The organism is Gemmatimonadota bacterium, from assembly GCA_009838845.1.
In the GTDB taxonomy this organism is placed as follows: Bacteria; Latescibacterota; UBA2968; order UBA2968; family UBA2968; genus VXRD01.
Genome location: VXRD01000044.1, coordinates 99,140 through 121,931 on the forward strand (window position 1 = coordinate 99,140; position 22,792 = coordinate 121,931).

Here is a 22,792-nt window from a genome sequence, read left to right on the forward strand (position 1 = left end):
AATTCCAAAAGCACGTCCCATTGCGTTAATTGTCCTTTTTTACAGCACTTGCCAGAGCACGATCTTCTGCGTCATAGTCGAAGATGGACTGATCGTATGCCTCTGGAGGGTTCTCGCGTGCCCAGTCAACCGTACGCTTCATGCCCACGTTCAAATCCGTCCTGTGTTCCCAGCCCAGTTCTTCGCGGATCCTGCTGACGTCGTAGATCAGATCTTGCGCGGGGTTCGCCAGTTGTCCGAGATGGTCGGGTAGCTTGTCCTCGGGGAGCGTTCGGATTTCGCCCTTCCAGCCCGCAGCCTTTGCAATCGATTCAACCCATTCTCGCTCCGTGCAGTAATTTCCGTCTCCCACGTTGTAGATGCGTCCGGTAGCTGAGGCGTTTACTGTCGCGGCGACAATGGCCTCGGCGACATCGTCGATATATCCGCGGATGAAGCGCCAGTGCATGCTCTCTTCACCCAGCAAAATCACCGACCGACCGTCGAGCATCTTCTTGAGGTATCCCCAGGGACGGTGATCGCCGGGACCATAAACGGCAGGCAATCTGAGAATCGTCGTGTCGAACGCCTGTGAAAGTATTCGCTCCACGGGGATCTTGTCGTAGAAATCCATGTGTTTGTGCGGGTCGTTGTCAGACCGAAGCGATTCGCCGCGGTAGGGATACAGTCGCGTGCGGAGGTCTCCGTCTTCGCGGATGGGGACTTCCTGAAGCGGACCTGTTCCGTATCCTCTCATGATGTCATAGGCGTGATAGACGTCACCGCTCGAGAGGACGACAACTCTGGGCGCAACATCCTGCATGGTGTCGGTGAATGTCTGCGCGAATTGCTCGTTCATGGCAATCGTGTCAAGGAGGACATCCACCTTCAGCGATAGGAACTGTTCACGGAAGTCGCCCAGGTCCAGTCGATTGCCGTGAATATGCTCGACGCTGTCCGGAACGAGATCGGCGTTGTGCTTGCCCCGGTGGAAGACGGTGACGGTATGACCGGCTTCAGCCAGCCTGGCGACAGCATGGGCACCGATAAAGCGCGTGCCACCGATGACGAGTATGTTCATGATATCATTGCTCTATATAGGAATGGAATCTAACCGATGTCCTTCAAGATCTCTTCGGGGAATCTCAGCAGTTCAGGAGTGACAGCAAGCCGCTCGCGAAACTCCCACACATTAAGTTTCTGTCCTGTGTATAGCCAGTGAGACAATCGATCTGCGCTGTAAGATGCCCAGATGATGCCCACCACTATTTTTTCTTCTTCCGAAAGTGGACTCAAGGCAACATATCCCTCCCAAAACTGCCTTGTTTCCTCAGTTGTGAGGAGTCGAGCGTCCCCAGCTGGATCATGAAGAAGCCAGCGATCTTGGACCATTACGAGATCACAGAGCCGGGGTTGAAAGACAGCACCAATATCTGTGTACGCCACATTCTCTCCATCGCGGATAGCATTCGCCGAACGCAAATCGTAGTGCGTCAATACCCAGGCTACAGGAACATCGAGAAGCCCGGAAGGGAGACTGTCTGTGAGAGAAGTAATCGCTTCCTTTGCCTCATTTGGAATCCGGCTCCACAAAACCGACCTCAGGCGTGGACCCACGAAGTCGCGAACGGGTCTTTTTTCCCGAAGGCGGCCGGGAAAGTGAACGGAGATATCATGGAGCCTGGCCAACTGCTTACCTGCCTCGGGGAGAATCGAAAGGCATGTGGAATCACACATTGTTCCCGGCAGAGCCCGCTCAACCGAAAGACAGCGATTCCCTATCGGCTCAGCAAGCTGACCGTCCTGTGTTGGGATGATGACCGGGACCGCCGCGCCCCAGTTGCCAAGGAAGTTGATAAACTCAACCACTTGATCAGCAGAGAAACCCCTGCGCGAGGAGCTCAAGCGAGCGTAGTATAGCTGCTTACTTGTCTCGACACGGAAGACCTTCGAGGTGCCGGGAACGACGGAATCGACTTTCCCTCTGATTCCCCACCGATCCTGCAAAAGCCTCGCGATATCATTGGTAGAGAAAAGTACCAAGCCCCACCCCTTTGATTCGATCTGCACAATCGCCCTGTTTTTAGAACGGTTTAGTTAGCGTATAACATCCCCGTAGGGCACGGTCGTGTTATAGGAGTTTGTCTTTTTCGGACTCTGAGGACACACTCAAGCGTTTTGCTTGCTCGGCTCGGTAGCGATTGATCCATTGGGCGTTGAGGTCATCAGCCAGACGCCTGTGGCGTGTCTGAATCTCACGCCCGGATGGTAGCTCTAGCTTGAGAAAGTCAAGGATGCCACAGGTCTCACCGACGGGATCGGCGGCAAGGTCTTCGTACTGCACAAGGTAAGGCTGAATACCAACCGAAGCAAACCACACCCGCCATGCCGCATTGTGCTCATTGATCATCTGAACCAACTTGCAGATCTGGTCGAAGTCGAACCTGGGTTCCTGTTCTGGCTGTTCCAATTCCGACTGATCGGTCTTGAACCAGATGTTGGTTTGCTCGGCGCGGTGCCAGGACACGGCCTGCGCCAGAACATCATCGCGCTGGAGATAGACAAAGCGCGTATGGCCGAACACTCGGTTCAACAGGTCGATATCGCCACCAGTGATAGTTGGATAGACCGCGCCCAACCTGTCGACCACATAGTCCAAGGTTCCCCACATAATCCTTGCGGCAAACACGCCATTTTGGGTCCTGCCTGCGGCAAGGGCTGCTCGCACATATTCGGAATATTCAAAGACCTCATCAGACGAGTGGACAATGTTCCATCGGGCGGCCCACATTTGCTCGTCGGGCTGGCGGAAGTATGATTCAGGACGACCCGCGACTTCCGTGGACGTCAGCAATCCACACAACAAGGTACTGCCTGTGCGTGGGGTGGTGCAGATCAAGTACGAATCCATGTGTTCCATAGACTTGTTTTTTTATGTTTTGCTGTTCAAATGGATTTCGAATCCCCACCAATGTTCTGTCTGCTTGTAGTGCGCTCTCTCGAAGGCATTGACCATCGGAAAATTTGTCGCCGCCGTTGATCGAATGCGGGTTCTAACCAGCCGGTTTCGTGGCCACGAAAACCATGTCCGTATGCTCAGTGTTCAGAGGCTCTTCCGAGAAGTTACCCTTCACCTCCACGTCGGCGAATCCCGCCAACTGTAGCATCCAGAGCACCTCATTGCGATGATACCAACGCGTCTGGCCCACATGCACCTCTTCCTCGGTAACCTGGTCACCATCGTGGACCTCATACCGACGTTCCTGCATCTGGATCTGTTCAACTGGGTCCTCTCCCGTGTCTCGTAGATATACCAATAATCGTCGGCCGTCTGGAAGCGCCTTGTTTGATCGCAATGTCCATTCTCCTGGGTAGGTCTTCGCTTCTTCTTTACTGCCGTAGTAGTTCCGGTTCCCCGGAGAACAGGCGAATACGAGTTGTCCTTTCGGTTCCAGGTGGGTGAAACAACGTCGCAATGTCTCCAATGCCTCGGCGCGATCCATGACACACTCGAAGCTCCCACAGGGGATGTAAATGGTACTGTAGCTATGCGGAACGTCGAATGTCTGCATAGATTGCTCATAAAGGACCGGTTTGACTCCGACACGCTCTGCATCCCGGCGGCACACTGCCAGTTGATCTGCTGATATGTCTATTCCCTCAACGTCAAGTCCATCCTGTAGATAGGCGATCAACAAGCGACCCGCGCCACACCCTAATTCGAGCGCTTTGCCTGAATTCTTCACGATTATGGAACGATAGAATTCCTGGTCTCTACGGGGATCGGTAACCGATATTGTGGCCCAATGGACGGACGCCAGTCCGGTGTACAGATCGCGTTCGTCGTATCGCTGCTGCATTGCGTTGTCCTTGAGAAAGAGGTCAGTCTGGTCCTTATGACGTGGTTGTTTTCAGAGAATCGAATGTTGGGTGCTCTTTAACTACAGCCTCTTCACGTATGCCGAAGAGACATCACCGATGCGGAATCCAACTCTGGTATAGAGCGAGACCGCAGCTATGTTGTTTTCGCGGCAGTTCAGAATCACGCGCTTATATCCTTCCTCTTGTGCCTCAGACAGTGCGAGATTGAGCAGATGGTGCCCTATGCCTTGCCGTCGGTGCTCCTGATCTACCCCAAGCCATCGCAAGTAACAGCAGGAGGCGAGTTCGTCAAGGTTGGCGTAAACTTGACAACTGAACATGCGGCATATTCCGATTCTGGAATCACCAGAGAACGCCCTCACGAATATGTCGGGCCGTTCTGCATGTGTCGGGACTTTCTCGACATTCACCCGCGCTGCAATTGTAGTTGGGATCACTCCTCCTATTCGTCGCTCCAAGGTCAGATGGGCATCGTGAGGTGTGTATCCATTCTCACTGAAAAGTTGGCGGACATGGGCGAGCCGATCAGACAGGACGCCAACCTTATAGTTGTGAAACGAGTATCCGTGATAGAGCGGAAACGCATCAATGTACCCATAGTCTGTTAGCAAGCCTTCTGCGCTCTCCAGCAACAACTGCCCGACCACTGGGAAATCTGGCACAAACGCCAGGCAACGGATGATTCCGCATTCGGTGTCTTCGCCACGTACTTCGGCCGGGCCAGCACAAATGTGCGCGAACCCAACAAGCTCGGCATCGACAGACGCAACAAGCAACTTCTGCTCCCTATCTGTTGCCAGTGACTCGCTGTCTTCCAGATTTGGTACAAGGCCACTTGCGAAGTCTTCGGGAACAACCGAATAGCTGAAGGGGGCCTTTGTCGTTGATTCCGCCCAGACCTTGGAGAGACTACCCGCACGATACAGGGGCCACTCTTCAATCGCAGGTGAGTGCTTGTACATTCACTGTTCTCTCTGCTGTCGATAGGAACGCGTTCGGCTAACATTTGGCATCTGCGACGGCGAAAGTAGTTACGAACTATTTCTTTGACATCTTTCAGAGCAATCTTAAGCCTGCACATTGGCATAGAAATTGACGATGTTCCCATCCGGGTCACGAAACCAAACAGATCGGCGCCCCCACGATTGGGTTGTAGGCGATTTAACAATCTCAACATTCATGGCTTTCAAACGCTCAAATTCCCGGTCGACGTCTTCTACCTCAAACTCGATAGTATAGCTACCATATCCAACTCCCTTCAGGCATCCAGGAGCCATCTTCTCCGTGCGTTCTGAGGAGAAGATTGACAAATCTGCACCCTCCGTTGGAATGATCTCAAATATATTTCCTTCTTCTGGTTCAAGTTTTAGTATTTCTCTGTAGAAAGCGCATAATCTGTCCACATTCTGCGTTATTATACAAATGCCAGTGAACCGCATGATGAACCTCCAGAAGTCTCAGTGAAATTCTTTTGGACGGCGCAGGACGCGTCGCCTCCTTCGAGGTGGGAAAGTCACGGCTTGCGTATAAGGTTCTCGCCGTGTGCGCACGGTCGTGTTATGTGGTGTTACGCATCGCTCTGGCTGATTCCCTTCGCCGTCATGAACCGCGGTCGATCCAGGACGTTGAAGCTCCTCGAGTGCAGAGCCGACATGTTCGTGACATACGCCTCACCCGGATCTCCTGTCAGTTCCACCACACGCAGAGGATGACCCCAAACGTCGGTGGGTTTCTCCATGAATCGTTGCCTGCGATCCTCGGAGTCCCTTTTATGAGTTAGATTTCGCAACCAGGTGTGAGAGGCAAAGAACCTTTGCTTTATGTGCTTGACCTTCAGGTCAAGCTGATGCGGGGTGAGCTCGTTGTAGAACTTGCACACAACGTGGTGTGAACCCTCAACCAGAACCGTGCCTCCTCCTTCTGGATCGACCTTACTCAGAAAGCAGAAAATGAAGATGTCGCGGAGCTGGTCAACATTGCGAAGCGGGTTTCCGTGCCAGTGCCAGTCGGTTGCGATGTCCCAACTTTCTCGCTGCTGGGGGAAGGTGTACAGCACAATGCCGCGATCTTTCGGGGGACGCCACCGTCCCTGACCGAGCAACTGATCTACCACTGCTGCAAATTCTGCCGTCATGGCTTCTCGAAAGATGCGAGAGTTTCTCACGGATCGGCTGACTCCTCCCGGGTATTTTCGCCAGGTCGCAGGATCATCCCGCAATACGCCCTCTCTCTCCAGCCGACGCCAGATCGTTGATTCCATCTCTGCGGCGTCTTCGGCCGTAAAGGCGCGCACCTTGACGTAGCCTCGGGTGGAGAGTTGCTCAAGGTCTTGTTCGTTCAGTGGTCCGTCAGTCGTCATGGAATTGCCTTTCTATATCGGTGAATAGAATGAATTCGCCACTGATGTCAATCATGGCAGAGGGTGTGGGGATCGAACCCATATACGGGATATCCCACAGGATACCCGTAGCCCTCGGTTTGGAAGCCTCGGGGCCAGCACCACTGGCTCTCACCCCCTGCTCAATAATACGACGATGTCATAAAATGGAATGTTTCGGATGGGATAGGGGAGACTACACCTTATTGGTCTCGAAGCGCTTGCGTCTAACGATGGGGGTGGTTGATGTGGCAGGGCTTTTATTCAGGCTTACGACAGGAAAAAACGACGATATCATGCTCCGATGGTTCGGTATCCCCGTAAGCTTTCGTCGTCTGTATATCCATAAATCCTGTATTACGCAGCATTTCTTCAAATTCAACTATGTCATAAAACCGTTCATTATAGTCGAATAGTTCCGTCGTAGTGAGCTCTCCATTCACATACACTTCATATTTGGTCAGGTTGCGAATGACAAGTCCACCGTCTCTTTCAGACCATAATGAAGTAATCCAAACAGTCGAACCATCAAGCCGGTCTTCGATTTCAATTTCCGTTTCGCCTGATTTTCCAAACTCACCTTCTTCAGGTGGCGTCTTGAGGTCCAGAACAAACCATCCACCGGGCAAGAGATAGTCCCAGAGTTTCTGAAGCGATTTCTGAGCAGCTTCCCGTTCATAGAGATGACCAAATGAACGGTCCGGGATGAAAATGAATCCATATTGTCGCGACAGGTTGATCTCTTCAATCAACTGTTGATGCAGCGAGGGATCTAAGCCCTTCTCTGCGCATTTCTTACGACATTCAGCCAGCATATATGGTGAAGCATCTACCCCATCAATATCCGCTCCTGCTTCCAGAAAGGGGATTAGAAAATATCCTGTTCCACACATCGGTTCAAGGACCGGGCCTGGTCTTCCAGCTTTCTTCCACTTGTTCAGGTAGAACGGAAGCATATCGCCGCGTCTTCCTTCCAGGTCGTAGCTTTGAGAGTAGATTCTTCCGTAAAAGGACTGCTTCAAGTTTGGGTCTCCTCAACAAAGCTGTTATTTCATATTTCGCCTGAGCCTGAGGTTTATGCAAGTGTACTCTTTTTCCATGAGGAGAGTTCGAATGGTAATCAGTACATAGTTTCTCAACATGGTAGTGCTCCCGAGAGATACCTATATGATTGTCGGATCAACGCCTGGAGGATACGCTTCGTGTTGAGGTTTGTCATCCGTGATTTCCCACCAGGGTGCTTTGTCCCCAACGAATATGTGCTGCGAAGGTATAACCTGGGGATCATCATCGAGAAGCCCGCCAGGTATCCCGATCTGAGGGTACCAATCTTGCCTCAGTGGCAGCGGCGATCCGCACACCCCACAAAATTCGCGCGTGATCCGTTCCGATTGTTTGTATGACGAAATCAACGCCTCTCCTTCGACATACCTGAAGTCATCCTTCTCGCACAAGGCTTCTGTCCCGAATGCGGAACCATAAGCTTTTCTGCAATCCGAACAGTGGCAGTTCACCATGCCCAGGATCGGGCCATCCACCACGAACTGGATCTTACCACACAGACAGCCTCCTTTGATCATGTCTGGCTCCTATCATATTGTCGGTTAGATGCGTATTGCGTTGTCCGCGATATGCTGTTGGGATGGGGTTCAAGGGATATGCCAATGCCTTACCGTGCTGTTAGCCGCTGGCACCAGTTGATCTCCCCAATCATTTCTATGGCGTGTCGATCCACCAGTGATACACGTTCGTCAAGTGCTGTTCATACGCATGCGACGCCTGTAGCAGCAGCCGATTCCGCTTGTGTGGATTTAGCGATCCGACCACGATGCTGTTCGAATATGCTGCGATTCCCTCTTCGCGCATCCTCAAGTAGATGCCGTCATCCCAAGCAAGGCCATCTCGTGAAGCATACAGAACAAAGTGACCTTTTTCCTCTTTCTTACCCTGCAAGAATGCACTGCGTCCGTGCATGAAATAACTGCCGTTTAGCACGGCCATCTGAGGATTTCGGATTCTCTTCTGGAAGTGCGCGATCTTCGGGTCGGACCAGGTGTGGCCGCAGTCGTCGCTAACCACATAGTCCATCGTGTGCTCAGCCTTGCTGTTGTATATGTACACAATGATGCTTCCGTTATCGCGTATCCCCATGGTTCCGTACGATTTCCCGATGGTGTCGAAGGGAAGCTCGCTGCGCTTCACGAACGTCCGGCCACCGTCTCGGCTCACGTGCAACTCGTACACATGCTCGGGCTTGTTGCCCAGGAAATTGATCTCGTTGTCGTTCTTGAAGTGCAACACGAGTATCTCTCCGTTGTAATACCGTGCATCGTAGAGCCTGCCCCGACTGTCGCACAGTGCAGACGGCTCACGCCATGTGTGCCCTCCATCCGGACTGCTGATGTATGTCGGCACCTGAAATTGCCTCCAAATGACATTGGTCGTGATATCACACACAAGGAAAAAGAGGACGATTTCACCCTTGTCCGTCCGAACTGCCTTCTCGGCGAAAGCGGATAGTTTCTTGCTGGTCTTCCCACTCTGCCCGGTGTCGAACAAGTTTTTCGAATAGGCAACCACGTTCCGGTCGCTCCATGTCTCGCCGCTGTCTTCCGAGCGCTTGTATTCCATCCAGCCCCTGGCCGAGTGGCCCTTGTCAAGCTTCTTCGGGTTGTGGCGTTCGGCGGAGCAGTTCGGATAGAAGGCGAGGATCTTCCCGTCTTCATACTCCACCAGTGCATGCCCAAGATTTCCACCTCTTCTTGCCGGGGAGTGATCGACGAAGAGAATCCCATCGTTCGGTGGGTTTTTGGGGGTGACTTCGTAATCTGCTTTGTTTGGATGTGCGTCCATAAGTGTCTTCCTGGATGAATTTAAGTGCCTTTGTAGATATTGGAGGAGTACATTTCAAAGCCTTCAGGGCCGGGGTAGCCGTCGAAGAGGTTGCATTCGGGTACATTGCCGGGTGCGCCATTTTTGAGCCAGTCGATGAAGATGGGGTCGGCATTGCGGTGTTCGAGTTCGGCGAGGCCCGATGCGTGAAGGTCTTGAACGCGGTCGGGATTTTCAGGAGCGATATTGTCCAGAGAGCCGTAGGGGGTGAGGATGCTGTCTTCGGGGTTGGGGTGCCACTCGAGATAGCCTTCTTGATCGAAGACGGTAAAGTATCCGCGTTGAAGATGTCGCATCGCTTTGCCGCGCGCCACGCCTGATAGGGCGATTTCGCGGTTGCCCAGGCTGTTTTCACGCGCAGTTTTGAGGATGTCATAACTTTCGATATTGTCGGGGATAGGTGCACCTGATAGGTTAGCGATGGTGGCGAAGAAATCTTGTGGTTGAAAGATGGCAGAACTGCGACCTGTGTCGCCTTCGGGGGTTTTGATGAAAAGTGGGATGTGGATTTCTTGTTCGCGAACAGGTGCGCCTTTGCCGAATCTGCCGCGTTCACCGACGTTGGTGCCGTGATCGCCTGCGACGAGGATGGCGGTGTTTTTATCCAGGCCTGTGGCTTCAAAGGCTTCGAGGAAGCGGCCAAAGCAGTGGTCCATCCAGGTGACTTTGGCTGCATAACTGGCTTTGATGCGGGCTTTGGCTTCATCGGGTAAGTTGGGACTGCTGCGGGCTTGCGTTCCTCCTTTAAATATGCGAGGATCGAGCCGACCGTCATAGCCGGGCGTTTTATCGTATTTGAACATGAATTCGGGGGGTACATCCCAGGGTTCGTGAGGGTCGAAGCAGTCGGTCCAGAGGAAGAAATTTTCCCGGTTTTTATTGTCGCGGAGAAACTCTGCGGCGGTGTTGAAGAGTCTGGCGCAGTTCCAGTCGTCTAAGTTGTCGCGGCCTCTGTTGGTGCGGGCATATTGAATGGTTGGTGTTGGGAGTTCGTCTTCAAGGATGTCAAAGAGCGGGTCTTTTGCCCAGTTGCTGGGCCATTTGGCTTCGTCATTTATCCAGGCGCGGTCAACTTCGGCACCGCGAATGAAGGTCCAGGTGTGAAAGGGATAGTCGAAGGCGTGGCCCCCGTTGACGAGGTGGGGGGTGTCGTGCAGGAGTTGCGTTGCGTAGCCTGCTTGGCCGAGGACATACGGCAGTGCGTTGGTGTTGAAGGGCAGTGGTTTCCAGGCGTGAAAGGGGCTACCGTATTTGCCGGTCATGACGTCGGTGCGATAGGGGATAGTGGGGAAGCTCGCTGCGAAGGCACGGTCAAAACACCAGGATTGTGAGGCTAAGCGGTCGAGGTTGGGGGTTTCGATCCAGTCATTGCCGTTGGCACCGATATAGTCGTAGCGCATGGTGTCGATGATTAAGAGAATGATGTTCATTGCAAATCTCCGAAGACGAATGGACGGATTAAAACTATTGAGGTCGAAATAAGCTATAGACCCATTTGTCCCGACACAATAGGAATACATACCGATCGGGCTGCCATTTCTTCATTGCTTTCTCTCGCGGATTTGTTCATATAAACAAGCCGTTATTATCTTTTTAAAACAGGAGGTTATCGGATGTCCAAGCCGCTTTATCAACTGGACTGGCAGCGTTGGGAGCAGCCGGTTCTGTCGGGGATGACCACAAACCAGGACTGGTGCCGGGTGACGTTGTACAGCCCGACTGTTCTCCGTATGGACGATACGTATAAGATGTGGTACCTGGGCAACCGAACGGCCACGCGTACGAGCGATATGGATCTGGGGTATGCCGAGTCCCCGGATGGGCTGACCTGGACGCCACATCCGGACAATCCGATCCTCAGCGGCGGGTTGCCGTGGGGCCGTGCGTGGCAAACGCCGCATGTGATTTTCGACAGCGATGAGAATCTTTACAAGATGTGGTTCGTGATGGCTGACAGCCGTCCGGATGAGGGGGGTAGGGCGATCGTTCTGGGACAGAAGCTGGGGTATGCGACCAGTTCCGACGGTCTGGCATGGGAGACCTACTCCGAGTCGGTCTATCCGAGCGGGCGGGGACCGTGCGTGTTGAAGGAGGGACCAAATACCTACCGCATGTGGATGTGTTCATCCCCCAGTCCGGACGGAGAATTTGGAGATCTGGTAGGGAATATCTACCACTTCGAATCGACCGACGGCATCGCCTGGACGCGGGATCCCGAACCGATGATCCGGGCTACGGAAACGCGCCGGAGCGTGGTCTATCCGAGCGTTTTGCGGGATAAGCAGGGATATACGATGTGGTACGGATGCCATGTGGAGGGAGGAATCTTTGAGATTTTCTGTTCAACGTCGGAGGACGGACTGAATTGGACGCACCACCTGAAGGAGTCTTCGTTTCCCGCAACACGCGATCCGAACGATTTCGACGGACGATACACATCTACGCCATGCGTACTGGACGACGGTGACCGCTACCTGATGTACTATTCCGCCCGAGACTGGGGAAACCTCTACCGGGCTGGGGACGGGACGATTAAGACCGACGGCGCGGGTATTTACCGCCACATCGGAGTGGCCGTATGTCCGAAGGAATAAACCGCTTTATTCGAAGATAGCCAATCTAATTACCCCACCAAAACGAGTCAAGTCCACTCAGATTTTAACGTTGCTCCGACGACTTTATTCGCTTCACGACGGGAGCTCTCTTCCTTGGAGGATAATCTGGGTGCAACCCGGCCATTCGCGGCGTCTGGGGACGGATCGGTCCCCAGTTGATCGCATAGGGGTGATCCTTACAGAGTTGCTCAATCTTTTCCCAGGTGGCGAGTACGTTCGCCTGTTCTCTTTTGTCTCCGTTCCAATACCGGGTCATTCCAGCGCGAATGTCGATCATGTGTCGGGTGTGATCCAGGCCTATGCGGACGAAATCGATCCGCGCCCCGAATCGCTCCGGTTCGTCCGTAACCTTGCGTGACGCCTGGTCGAGTAGCGCGTAAGCGCGGTCGAAGAACGCCTTGTCATAGACATCCGGGTATGCTCGTTCACTTGCCCAAAAGATGCTGCGCGTCTCCTCCATCAGATTCCAATAGGCCTCGAGTTCCGTGGCTGCTGGGCCGAATGCACGTTGATAGTAATTCTGTAGAATCGCCTGCCCATCCTGCGACGGATCCCACAAGAGATGCGCCATGAGATAGTATTGTGGTCCGTGCGTTGCCCAGTGTTCCCATACCATATCGACAAAGATGCCCATCGCTTTTTCACCGATCAGTTTGAAGTCCTCAATTGCTTGTATGAGAGCCACATCCGGCTGCCCCTGAGGCCAGCCTGCGGGGTCACCGACATTGGGTCGCCACATCATGTGCTTCGCGACCTTCGACCACGCGATGTATTGCTCTTTGTGTGTGGAACCCCTGGTCGAACCACGGTCGATCAGGCCGTCTCGGTTGAGGAAATTCGCCACGCTTGCCACAATGACATTCTCTGCCGGAACTTCGCGAATCGGAGCAGGCCGGGAATGCCCGTAGGCCAGCATCATGACATAGTAGTCTCGATCCGGATAGCGCTGCTTGAGTAGCCGCGCACATGTGTTAGCAAACCGGACGTGCCGATCAGATAGTGCGGGCCGTTCCTGCCTGGTCCCTTTCCAGTGAAACGAACGGAGTTCGCCATCCGGATGGTCCCAGGCGCAACAGGGCTCACAAACACAATGCCCGCTAGCTCAGCCGTCGTTAGGCGACGCATTGAAGACGCGTTGATTTGGGTTTTGGTTTAGTGCTTTCTCTACATCCGAGAGCCATTGCTGCGGTACCTCCGGATTCGATTGGCAGAGCTTGGCGTATTTGGGTTGTGGAAATCCGCTCCGCGTTCCGTCAGGCTGAAGTGCGAAGTATTCGGGGTGTGTTTCATGAAATCGCTCCCACCAGTCGCGGAATCCATGCCCCCCTTCCATTTCGAGGGAACCCAACTGCAGCCGTTGACGGCGTGTCCACTTCTGGGATCGACCGTATGATCCCCTGGGTGCCAGCCTGGAGTAACTGAACAGTCCGGCCCGGAAACGAATACGGGGATGGTAGCGATAGGTGAAGGTCGCGAAGCGGATGGATTCCTGCGGGATGATATCCTCGCCGAGATCGCCAGGCCAGAGCCAACGCACGCCGAGTCGATCGTGCAGAAACGTATAGATCGCATTTACAGTCCCATACTCTTGCTGGATTCCCTCGATCCGTTTCCCGTTGATCTGTGCAATCAGGTGGTTGGGATCCCAACGGTCTCGCCCCGCGATTACGAGGTGTTTTTCGCTCGCCGCGATGACGATTTCCTCGGGGTGTTGGAAGTCAAAGTCGATCTTTGGAAACAGCGAATCAAGCGCCGGTTGGTAACCCACCCAGATGGCCCGATCTGGGAATTGGCGGGGTGGACCGTCGATCCATTCCGGTCGAGTGCCACAGGTTTTCTCGATGTAATCGGCAAGATTAATCGCGGCTTTGCGCGTGAATGGTGGTGCATCTGGAAAGAGGATCAGCGGCACCGGTTTGATCCCGGCTTTTTTGTCCACGAGGGTGAACTCGGCGGTATCGGCTGCTGAAATCGAGGTTAGCACGATGGAAACGGTGCGGAGCAGCTTGATTTTTTTTAACATGTTTTATTCCATTCATATACACTTAATATTTGGTTAGGTTGAGAATGACTTGTCCTCAGTCTCTTTAAAAGGACTGCTTCAACCTCAACAAATCGGTTCAGTAGCCCGTATTATGCACTGTCTCAATCACCGACTATCTTATTCTTTCTAAGAATCGGAAATTCGGCACCTTTCATTCCGGTGTCTGTCAAATATGTAAGGTTGCAATGATGATACGCACAGATATAGCTTCTACGTAATTTATCAGATGAATTGGAGCCGCTTCTATGTAGAACATGCGAATGAAAAATAGCGATTTCACCTGCGTGCATTTCGATGGGGACCTGATTTTTATCATCCACATCTTGCGCGAACCGACCTGCGTAGAATGTTTCCGTTTCTCTCAAGAATACATGATCAAGTCGTCCCCATTTGTGTGAGCCTGGTATCACCCATAGACATCCATTGCGGATCCCTCAACCTGGTTTATCTATGAAATAGTCTGTGCAATGCGAATAGAGCCTTCCAAAAGAATCTCTCCGCGTTCGTCTTTTCTCTCGGTCCTCCAGTATTCTCGTGCCCTCTCAAACATTGATCCGAGAGTTTCAGACTCTTCAAAATAGCTTATGAGATCCATATTCGCAGCAAACACACGCGAGCAATCAACAATCTCAACTTCATAGAGTTCAGTATCTGCTCTTTTCGAATTGAACCGTCTGGCAGCACGCTCGTCTGCCCAGAGGAAGAGGCAATCAAATCGACTTGGTCTATATGGAAACTCTCTGAGGCGAACCGTCTCCCAGGCGACTTCCAACAGGACCCTTCCCGTTGAGGCCGCATCTGGAATCGTCACGGTGAGAGGACTGGTTTGCACTTTGATTAGGGTTTGGCGCATCAGACGGTCTTGAAAGTTTCCCGGTTTCACAAGGGTCCCAGAGGAAAGCCCGGACTTCGCTGACCAAAATAGTAGAGTTCCACGACCAATATCAAGAGCCATAGTGTTGGACGCCTCCCTGTAGTGGTTTGGATTTGTCAAAGCTCTCCCTCGCTTTAGGGAGGAGTGAATGTTCCGAATCGTATATACTATGTTAGGCGCCTCGCAGACCCAGATCATGGTTTTTTGTCTTCGATACTAACAATAGATGGAATCATCCGAGCAGAAGTTCCGAGAATGAGGGTCAGTACTCCCGCCGCTAAAAACCACGGCTGCGGGCCAAATACATCGGTTACGGGACCTATCACGATGAGCCCAAGCATAGTTGTAAATTGCACGGAACTATGAAGAGCGCCAAATACACGGCCTTGTAGATGGGGATCGACATTGGCCTGAAGGAGTGCGCGGAGAGGCGCGTTAATTAGCGAGCTACCGACACCGCTTAAAGCTATGCCCGTGATGGCCAAAGCAAAGCGGGTATGAGGGACTATACCTACGAGTATTGTTCCAATGCCATACACGATCCAGCCTAAGATCGTCGTCATGATTCGGCGACGGAATCCACCCCAGGCCCCGACCAGAAGACCTCCCAGGACAATGCCCACTCCCCAAGTAGAATTAAACCAACCAAGTTCGGTAGCCCCTCCATTGAAGTGATCTGTTATCAAGAGGGGCGAGATGGTCATCTTCGTGTTCCCAAATATGTTTAATACGGCAGCAATTAAGATTAAGTTCCGAAGACCAATCCATCTCCACAAATAACGAAATCCTTCCAGCATCTCAACCCAGATGCCGTCCTCTTGGCTTTGCTTTTCCTCCATCCTTTTGGGCTGTGGAATCATAATGAAGATGAGGGGACCGATAGCCAGCATTGCCGTCAAAACATCAATGGCCAGTATGATATGCATCTCGAATAAGGCCAGTGCCAGCGCCCCAAGAGGAGGCCCTCCCATGCTGAGTACTCCATGCAGGGTTTGATTCGTTCCCTGGATTCTGGCCAGATGTTTTTCGGGCACCATCAGAGGCGTGGAAGTTATCATCGCCAGGCCCTGGAATGCACGACCAATACTCGCCAGGAAGTTTACTGCGTAGATATGCCAGATCTCGATAATTTCCATCCAGAAAAGACCAGCAAGACCTGCCATGGCTATTGCAACAAGCGTATCCGAGACGATCATTACAATTCGGCGGTTCCATCTATCATTCAGTGTGCCAATGATAGGAGCCAGGAAGACTTCTGGCAGGTAGGCGACAAGGACTGAGGTCGCGAGAATTGTCGCAGATCCCGTCTTTTCTGTAAGCCACCACACCAGGGCAAACTGTGCAACTTGAGTTCCAAGAGACGATAGCGTTTGTCCAGTCCAGATGGTAAAGAAGCCGCCAGCCCATGCCCCGTCTCTATTCAGATGAATCAATCATCTCTCCTTTTTATCTGAATCGGCGAGAAAGAACGTTTCCCTCTTTTTAAACCGAAAACTCTCATCGGGTACGACAAATTCCAGTTTATCACACAAAAAAGAGCCAGACGGAGCTGAATTTTGAAGCCGTGCACAAAGCTCAAGGCTCTCGTCTATGGATATGAACTCAGCAATGGTCATGTGTGGAGCTATGTTGCGCCGGTGATACGCTTCGCTGGAAAATGCTGATGTCCCGTGGAGGATCTGCTTTAAATTATCGATAGGCTCTCGTGGCCTTATCGGATACGAGACGCCAGGGTGCCTGGTTGAGGCATGCAGCTTGTCGTAATAAAGCGTGAATAGCTGGACATCCGTAAGGACGTTGTTGATTTCATCGATAAGATCAGGCGTCATTTCCCGGCTCAAGGGATCTGACACAGAGATGTGCGTCGAACAGGAGTCAGCAGAGCGGGGGTCATACTTTGCTCGCAAGAGATCGATCTCCTGAGATACCTCTGGAGGGGGCATGATAAGGATGAGGCCAAATCGGTAGTCGCGTTGCCAATCTTCCCACTTTGATGTGTCTTTTACGTATGGAATCATGATGGACTCTCACGGGGTGATAGCATCGACGTGTTAGTCGTTCGTGACGCGTCTTCTATTTCGCCGCTGATCAGCAATATACTCACGTAGCTTCTCGATCGCGGGAGAATCCACATCCCGAAGCGGCATGACGGCTAACGTCTTTGACTTAAGAAAAAAATACCTGGCTTCGGTTTATACCCCATTTTTCGATTTACAGCAAGTATTCGTTCATTATTGGAATCATTATAAGCTGTAGATCCATTTGTCCCGATGTAAGAGAAATACAGACCGCTCGGGCAACATGCGGTCCTTAAATTCGCCTCTACCTGGTCCGGGCGGTACACGCTCCGCCTCCTCAAAACCTAACCGGTGGAGAAGCCGGACAGACCGTTTGTTTGCAACAACGCATTTGGCTTCAATTTCGCCGAGGTCCAAATCTTCAAAACCTACCTGCAGGATGCTCCGGACAGCCTCTGACGCAAAGCCCTGACCCCAATAAATGGGCGACAATTCGTAGCCTATGTCGCCCCGCCGGCTCTCAATGCTTTCTGTGCGTATTCCGCAGTTACCGAGTAAGATCCTGCTTGAGCGATCCGTGATGGCCAACTGAAACTTACATCTTGGATTTTCTTTGGACCAGGCGATGCACTTATCTACAAAGCGGACGCACTCCTCTCTGGTGTAGGCGGGCCGGTAGTAGTATTCCAGATACTTGGGGGCCCTCCTGAACTCAGCGATGGCGTCCACGTCTTGTTTGGTGAACTCTCTCAGGAGCAGGCGTTCAGTCAGCTTTTCCATATAGAAAGACCATTTTGAATTACGTTTGAAGCCTTTGAAAAGCCTTAAGAGTTGACGGATCAGTGACTATTTCCCTTGCGGCTTCAATAGTCAACCATTTGGCAGCATAGAATTCCTGTAGATCAATGTTGAAATTGCTGCCATCTGTAAGAAGCAAATACCAGATGTCATAATGAGACTGACAGGGTTGTACTGGATTTTCTATTGGTGTAATGGTCAACAGAAATGGTTGTGGCTCGGATTTAAAAAAACTCCATATTCCCAATTCTTCACCTATCTCACGGTTCAAAGCTACCAAAAGCGTCTCGTCTTTATCTATATGACCACCAGGAGAAAGCCAGAGGCCAGACTTTTTATGGTGGATGATAAACACCTTTTTGCTCTGGGAATCATAGGGCAGAAAATAGACACAAAAATGGGTCTCCGGATTTTCATCTCGCGTTGGTTTTCCTTCTTTCACTCTTTGTTTATAGCGACTATAGGTTTCCCCATTGTCACATATATCACGGTTGATAACTTTTGCAATTGATTCTTGTGTTTTCATATTGGAGTTTCCCAGATACTGTTTCTTTGTTTTTCCTGTTTTGCTGTCTTTACTTGGTTACGGTCCAGTAGGTATTGGTGATATGTGGTGAACCCGCGTAGGGTTTGCCGTCGTGGCTCCCGTATAATTTCCATTGGTCAAATCCGCTCAATCTCAGTAGTAACTGAAATTCCTCCTTGTGAATCCAGCGAGTCTGCATTGGCACTTTGGCTGTTTCCCCGTCATACTCAAATGTCCAGGTATAGGTTTCCGTCTGCGATGTCAGATCACATATTTTTGAATAATTAACCTGAATCGGTTTCCCTGTCTCGGGGTGCATGCACTCACCGAACTCCTCCTCTGCTAGCGGGATGTTTTGGTGAAGGAGTATGTCTTCTGTATAGGAGGGAATGTAGAAGTTCAGGAGTAGGCGTCCTCCTGGCTGCAGATGCTCATAGACACGTCGAAGGCAGTCTATTTGGCTTTGCTGAGTCGGCAGCATCATGAAGGAACTGGCAGGTATGAGAACCGCTGCAAATTGGCGGTCATAGATAAAATCGGCAAGATCCTGTTGTGAGATTCGAGAATCTATATCTGAAATTCCCAAATTTATTGCTTTGTGTCTGAGTACTTCCAACATGGGAAGCGAAATATCAAATCCAAAGATATCAAGTCCATTCAGAAGCAGAGGCAGCATTTTACAACCCGTTCCACAGGCAGCCTCCAATATCGCACCGCGCGTGTTCTGCAATTGATTTCGGTAAAAATGTAACTCCCGTTCATTTAGTACAGAGCGGCCACCAGTCTCGTTCCATTGGTCATAGATTAGCGCCCACCAATGGGTATCATAGTTACTTCCAGTCTCTTGCATGAGTACCCCTATGCAAAGATAGGTTTTGTTTTTTCGTTATATACAGTTTTTATATAGTCGGGTTTTCTCTTTATTTTTCAGTCATTTAATGAAATTTTTAAGTTTATTGCTGCCAGCAAACCTTCATAGTCAATCGACTTGAAGTCTGTAGTATCAATCTCAAAGATAGAGCCGCCTATGTCCAACGCCTTATACTTTTCATTTATCAGAAATTCGTCGAATTGGTCGGACGTTACCAAATGATCTGTATGGCCGGGATGGCGCTCCCCAGATGCAGACCGCGCTTTGAATCTTTTAAAGAGCACATCAGCATCGGTTTTGCACAGGATCTGAAATGGCTCAAAGTCATGTCTCTCTTTTAATTTTAGGAGTTTTGGCGTATCAAACTTGGGAATAAATGCTGTGTCAACAATAAGCGATCTTCCCGCTTCAACTTGAGTTTTCAGGAAACAATGCGTAAGCGCCCAACTGGCATGGATTAACTCTACACGAAATTCTCTATCTTCCCAGCCAAGGGTATCGAAGAGGACTTCCTTAATGCCATCCTTGCTAAGAAAGGGTAGGCGGAGTTGCTTAGCCAATTTTCTCCCTAATGTTGTTTTGCCAGTACACGGAGCACCGTTAATAATAATAAGCAAAGATTTTGTCATTCGTCGTGAACTCTCCATTCATATACACTTAATATTGGGTCAGGTTGAGAATGACTTGTCCTCAGTCTCTTTAAAAGGACTGCTTCAAGTTTAGGGTATCCTTAACAAATCGGTTCAGTAGTCCGTATCATGCCTGGATTCAAATTCTGTGCGCAAAATCCCGAATAAGAGCCTATCCCAACGTCGGTTGGACCAATATATAGCCTCACGCTCGCACCCCTCTTGAGTAAATTCGAGCTTCTCGAGAACTCGGATGGCACCCGTATTATTGGCGGCTGTCACAGCCGAAATTCTGTACAGGTCCAAATGTTCAAATCCAAATCGAAGGATTACCAGTGCGGCATCTGTGCAGTACCCCTTACCTCTATCCCTCCTGCGGGCAATGCCAGCACCGAGGCTGGCGGTACGATTTCTCAAGTCGATTCCCGACAACTGAATATCGCCAAGGAGATTTCCATCTGGACTGAAAATGCCCAGGTAAACTTGACTCTTTCCTTGTTGCTCCTGGATCTCCTCGAACCATTTTTCCGAACCCTCGAGTGAATGACCGGGCCTGACTGGTTCTGTCGGTATTGGCTCTTCGAGTTCATAATGTTCCCAAAGGGTGCGGCAATGCTCGCGTTCCATTGTCCGCAGTACCACTTTTTTACCACGTAATTCGATCATGAGAGATAACCTCGTGTTTATCAGATCTCACAGTCTCTTTTCAAAAAAAATCACATCAAACCCGGATATCTGCTGTCGTTCTATTTCACAATATCCGTTCTTTTCATATAGTTTGCGCGCCGCAATCTGCTGCACTGTTGTATCCAGGCAGAGTATTTTATAACCCAAATCAATTGCTCTCATCTCAAGTCTATTCAGAATCGTCTGGCCAAATCCTCGTCTTTGAAAATTGGGATGAACGAGCATTCTTTTAATTTCTGCCTTATCATCTGAAATTCGTTGCAAAGCACCTATTGCAACCAATTTCTCTTTGCAGAATCCCGTCAAAAACTCGCCTTTGTCAGATAGATATGTCTCTTCAATAGTATGCAGGTCATTGTCCTGAGCGCCGCTGCCCGCATTCGCTCCAACCTGATCCAGTGCTAAGTTGTGTAGATTCCAGACTTCATTGTGGTCAGAAGCCTGATAGCGACGAATTTTCAGCATGAATGTCTCTCTTTACCTCGCTTCAGGTGGGAAAGACAGCTTGCGTGTTAGCCGTTCGTGACGCTTCTTCTATTTGCGCCGCTGATCAGCAATATACTCACGTAGCTTCTCGATCGCGGGGGAATCCACATCCCGGAGCGATGCACCAGCCGGGTGTTTGTGGAAATTTACCTTTTCGTCCAGTTGGGCTTCAGCACTGAGGATCGGACAGGTTAGGTCACCCAGTCGGCCTTCAGGTGCTGAGAAAGCTCCTTGTGGATACGGCCAATCGGTCCACCGGCCAGAGGTAACAATATCTCCCGATTGGGTCTTTTCGAGAAGCCCAAAACTGACAAATTGATCAAGTTTGTAGAAGCCAATGTGTTCTTCGGGATGTCGTAGCACCTTGCGAATATATCCCAGAGCCTCGAGGCAGGCGCTTACCTTAGAGGCATCTGTTTTCCAAATTGCCCAGTCTATATCGCTGTGAACCCGCAAGCATTCGCCTAACAGAAAATCCAAAGCTCACCCACCACCCAACCAATGTGGAATAGAACGAGCTGTCAATACCTCATGAATCTCTCTAATCAGCCCAAGCTGGATGGGATTCGGATCTTCTATGCATCCATGAATTACAATTTTAGACATGGGTCGAACTCATAGGAAACATGCCGCTTCAGTGTTCTGAAGCGGCATGACGGCTAACTACGGGATTAACGAACTGTTATGGTAATACATACCAGATCTATGTATATCCAAACTTTTCCTTTGTCTGTTCACTTCTTTCGAGTGGGCCAAAATAGTTCACCTTCATACCTTGGGAACCTTCTGTAAATCCCCCACTTATTCTTGGACAATGTCTAAAGTAAATAGATTAGCCACATTTATTCGCCATTTGCAAAAACAGTTTGTTGAACATCCTTAAAGGTTCTTCCATCTTGATTAACCCATTCAAGTGGACCAGCAGACTGTCTTCCAAGTATTACGGACGAAGCCGCACTTACACTATTGAAAATAGTGTTTTCGGTAAATTCAAGATAGTCGTCCTTCTCAGTTAATGCACCTGAATCCAGTAGCTTCTGCCGTAACTTGATCCAACCTTCAGAGATGGATTTGGAAAGTTGCTTGTTGCACTGAGAGCCAGCGACTACAATATAACCTCTTTCAGATTCGTACATTTCTGCATCAAAATTCTTGTTTTTCAGCGTAAAATTGAGGTCTTCAGATTCTGGTTTACCTTTAGGGAATTCTTCTTCGTGGACTTTCTTAACAACAATCGGTACCAAGCACTTGAACCCCATTAACGGTAGTATGAGTTTTATCTGTTGAAGGAAATATTCCATATCTGATATATCAGCTTCAGGCAAAGCTGGCAAGGTTGGCGTAGTACTATTTTCAATTTCCGCCGTTTTCTCATCTTTTGCTAAGGTAATAAGCTTTGATTCCAAGAATCTAATATGGGATTTAGTAAGCATCTCATCCTTGCTAACAAAAGCAATAAATTCTGCGAATTCTTTAGTCCCCTCTCTGAGATGCTGCCTCAATCTATCGCTAATTTTTTCAGCTTCGCCAATGTAGATTTTCTCGGATAATACATCATTGTCTGGAGCGGATTTTAAAAAATAGACACCTGGTTTTCCAAGCTCATCCCGCTGAACTATCTTGGAGATAGTCGAAAGTGGAGAGTATATAGCTTTACCGGACCAATTGCCAATTTCAATGGTTCTCGGGCCGAATTCATTTCCATCAATTAGATATATTATCAGCTTTTTCCCTATCATTTCAATAGCTCCTGTTAGAATAAAAATATCGCGAAGTAGCAAAGAGATTATAGTTAGGGTTTTTATGCCCTTTCTGTGAATTTACCAGTTGCGGCTTCCGCTCCGGCGAAGCCGGATTGTCACGGCAGTTGCCGTTCCAATCTTTTCATAATCAGTTAAACTGAAGTGACATAGGAAACTGTTCCCGAAGGAGCGTAGGGAGCGTAGCGAACAGAGCTGTCCTGTGTGTTAAATGAAGTCGTGGTTTAGCAGGGAAGAGGTCTTGGTGGAACAGTAAGTCCTCTATGACGGCGAAAGAGGATATCTATAAACCAATAACTCTGTTCCAATCAGCAATATACATATAAATTCTATTAAATTCACTTGGAAGTAGCA

At 50.3% G+C, this 22,792-nt stretch carries 26 protein-coding genes; 1 reads left to right on the forward strand and 25 read right to left on the reverse strand.

Translation table 11 applies throughout. From position 1 onward, the window contains the following. Positions 1-25: 25 nt before the first annotated feature. The 11 genes from F4Y39_06715 to F4Y39_06765 form a co-directional block, all read right to left on the reverse strand. Complete coding sequence (locus F4Y39_06715; GenBank protein MYC13405.1) at positions 26-1,060, reverse strand: NAD-dependent epimerase/dehydratase family protein; 1,035 nt, start codon at positions 1,058-1,060, stop codon at positions 26-28. Positions 1,061-1,089: 29 nt separating this feature from the next. Beyond that, entirely contained in the window at positions 1,090-2,052 is a 963-nt protein-coding gene (locus tag F4Y39_06720; protein ID MYC13406.1) for a phosphotransferase, read from the reverse strand. Between the two features lie 58 nt (positions 2,053-2,110). Further along, positions 2,111-2,899, reverse strand: a complete 789-nt coding sequence (locus F4Y39_06725; protein ID MYC13407.1) for a hypothetical protein — start codon at positions 2,897-2,899, stop codon at positions 2,111-2,113. 133 nt (positions 2,900-3,032) lie between these two features. After that, positions 3,033-3,839 carry a class I SAM-dependent methyltransferase gene (locus F4Y39_06730; GenBank protein ID MYC13408.1) on the reverse strand — a complete coding sequence of 269 codons (807 nt, stop codon included), beginning with the start codon at positions 3,837-3,839 and terminating at the stop codon, positions 3,033-3,035. Between the two features lie 81 nt (positions 3,840-3,920). Next, positions 3,921-4,823, reverse strand: coding sequence for a GNAT family N-acetyltransferase (locus tag F4Y39_06735; GenBank protein ID MYC13409.1), 903 nt, complete (start codon positions 4,821-4,823; stop codon positions 3,921-3,923). Between the two features lie 105 nt (positions 4,824-4,928). Beyond that, a complete protein-coding gene (locus F4Y39_06740) occupies positions 4,929-5,300 on the reverse strand; it encodes a VOC family protein (GenBank protein MYC13410.1) in 372 nt (123 codons plus the stop codon). 128 nt (positions 5,301-5,428) lie between these two features. Continuing rightward, entirely contained in the window at positions 5,429-6,220 is a 792-nt protein-coding gene (locus F4Y39_06745) for a hypothetical protein (protein MYC13411.1), read from the reverse strand. Between the two features lie 278 nt (positions 6,221-6,498). Continuing rightward, positions 6,499-7,260, reverse strand: a complete 762-nt coding sequence (locus F4Y39_06750; GenBank protein MYC13412.1) for a class I SAM-dependent methyltransferase — start codon at positions 7,258-7,260, stop codon at positions 6,499-6,501. A gap of 141 nt (positions 7,261-7,401) precedes the next feature. Further along, entirely contained in the window at positions 7,402-7,818 is a 417-nt protein-coding gene (locus tag F4Y39_06755) for a GFA family protein (protein ID MYC13413.1), read from the reverse strand. Positions 7,819-7,954: 136 nt separating this feature from the next. After that, on the reverse strand, positions 7,955-9,091 hold the full coding sequence (locus F4Y39_06760; GenBank protein MYC13414.1) for an exo-alpha-sialidase: 1,137 nt from the start codon (positions 9,089-9,091) through the stop codon (positions 7,955-7,957). Between the two features lie 20 nt (positions 9,092-9,111). Next, entirely contained in the window at positions 9,112-10,650 is a 1,539-nt protein-coding gene (locus F4Y39_06765; protein MYC13415.1) for a sulfatase, read from the reverse strand. Positions 10,651-10,743: 93 nt separating this feature from the next. Here F4Y39_06765 and F4Y39_06770 point away from each other — a divergent pair, with 93 nt between their 5' ends. Beyond that, the gene (locus F4Y39_06770) at positions 10,744-11,724 is read left to right on the forward strand and encodes a hypothetical protein (GenBank protein ID MYC13416.1); all 981 of its coding nucleotides are present in this window, start codon (positions 10,744-10,746) and stop codon (positions 11,722-11,724) included. 64 nt (positions 11,725-11,788) lie between these two features. Here F4Y39_06770 and F4Y39_06775 read toward each other — a convergent pair whose 3' ends face one another. From F4Y39_06775 to F4Y39_06840, 14 genes are all read right to left on the reverse strand, one after another. After that, the gene (locus F4Y39_06775) at positions 11,789-12,664 is read right to left on the reverse strand and encodes a DUF4838 domain-containing protein (GenBank protein MYC13417.1); all 876 of its coding nucleotides are present in this window, start codon (positions 12,662-12,664) and stop codon (positions 11,789-11,791) included. A gap of 183 nt (positions 12,665-12,847) precedes the next feature. After that, a complete protein-coding gene (locus tag F4Y39_06780; protein MYC13418.1) occupies positions 12,848-13,768 on the reverse strand; it encodes a DUF4838 domain-containing protein in 921 nt (306 codons plus the stop codon). Positions 13,769-13,890: 122 nt separating this feature from the next. Continuing rightward, positions 13,891-14,220, reverse strand: coding sequence for a phytanoyl-CoA dioxygenase family protein (locus tag F4Y39_06785; GenBank protein MYC13419.1), 330 nt, complete (start codon positions 14,218-14,220; stop codon positions 13,891-13,893). A 17-nt stretch (positions 14,221-14,237) separates the two neighbouring features. Next, positions 14,238-14,861, reverse strand: coding sequence for a DUF2441 domain-containing protein (locus F4Y39_06790; protein ID MYC13420.1), 624 nt, complete (start codon positions 14,859-14,861; stop codon positions 14,238-14,240). Then, on the reverse strand, positions 14,858-16,096 hold the full coding sequence (locus F4Y39_06795) for an MFS transporter (GenBank protein MYC13421.1): 1,239 nt from the start codon (positions 16,094-16,096) through the stop codon (positions 14,858-14,860). The genes F4Y39_06790 and F4Y39_06795 overlap by 4 nt, the downstream gene beginning before the upstream one ends. Next, positions 16,097-16,681 carry a 2'-5' RNA ligase family protein gene (locus F4Y39_06800; protein ID MYC13422.1) on the reverse strand — a complete coding sequence of 195 codons (585 nt, stop codon included), beginning with the start codon at positions 16,679-16,681 and terminating at the stop codon, positions 16,097-16,099. Positions 16,682-16,906: 225 nt separating this feature from the next. Continuing rightward, entirely contained in the window at positions 16,907-17,461 is a 555-nt protein-coding gene (locus tag F4Y39_06805) for a GNAT family N-acetyltransferase (GenBank protein ID MYC13423.1), read from the reverse strand. Positions 17,462-17,480: 19 nt separating this feature from the next. Then, positions 17,481-18,005, reverse strand: coding sequence for an NUDIX domain-containing protein (locus F4Y39_06810; protein ID MYC13424.1), 525 nt, complete (start codon positions 18,003-18,005; stop codon positions 17,481-17,483). A 49-nt stretch (positions 18,006-18,054) separates the two neighbouring features. Then, entirely contained in the window at positions 18,055-18,855 is an 801-nt protein-coding gene (locus F4Y39_06815) for a class I SAM-dependent methyltransferase (protein MYC13425.1), read from the reverse strand. Between the two features lie 77 nt (positions 18,856-18,932). After that, the gene (locus F4Y39_06820) at positions 18,933-19,523 is read right to left on the reverse strand and encodes an ATP-binding protein (GenBank protein MYC13426.1); all 591 of its coding nucleotides are present in this window, start codon (positions 19,521-19,523) and stop codon (positions 18,933-18,935) included. 96 nt (positions 19,524-19,619) lie between these two features. Next, positions 19,620-20,171 (reverse strand): GNAT family N-acetyltransferase, encoded by a 552-nt coding sequence (locus F4Y39_06825; protein MYC13427.1) that lies wholly within the window; start codon positions 20,169-20,171, stop codon positions 19,620-19,622. 27 nt (positions 20,172-20,198) lie between these two features. Next, complete coding sequence (locus F4Y39_06830) at positions 20,199-20,657, reverse strand: GNAT family N-acetyltransferase (protein MYC13428.1); 459 nt, start codon at positions 20,655-20,657, stop codon at positions 20,199-20,201. A gap of 69 nt (positions 20,658-20,726) precedes the next feature. After that, the gene (locus F4Y39_06835; GenBank protein MYC13429.1) at positions 20,727-21,158 is read right to left on the reverse strand and encodes a hypothetical protein; all 432 of its coding nucleotides are present in this window, start codon (positions 21,156-21,158) and stop codon (positions 20,727-20,729) included. 362 nt (positions 21,159-21,520) lie between these two features. Next, entirely contained in the window at positions 21,521-22,414 is an 894-nt protein-coding gene (locus F4Y39_06840; GenBank protein ID MYC13430.1) for a GIY-YIG nuclease family protein, read from the reverse strand. Between the last annotated feature and the right edge of the window lie 378 nt (positions 22,415-22,792).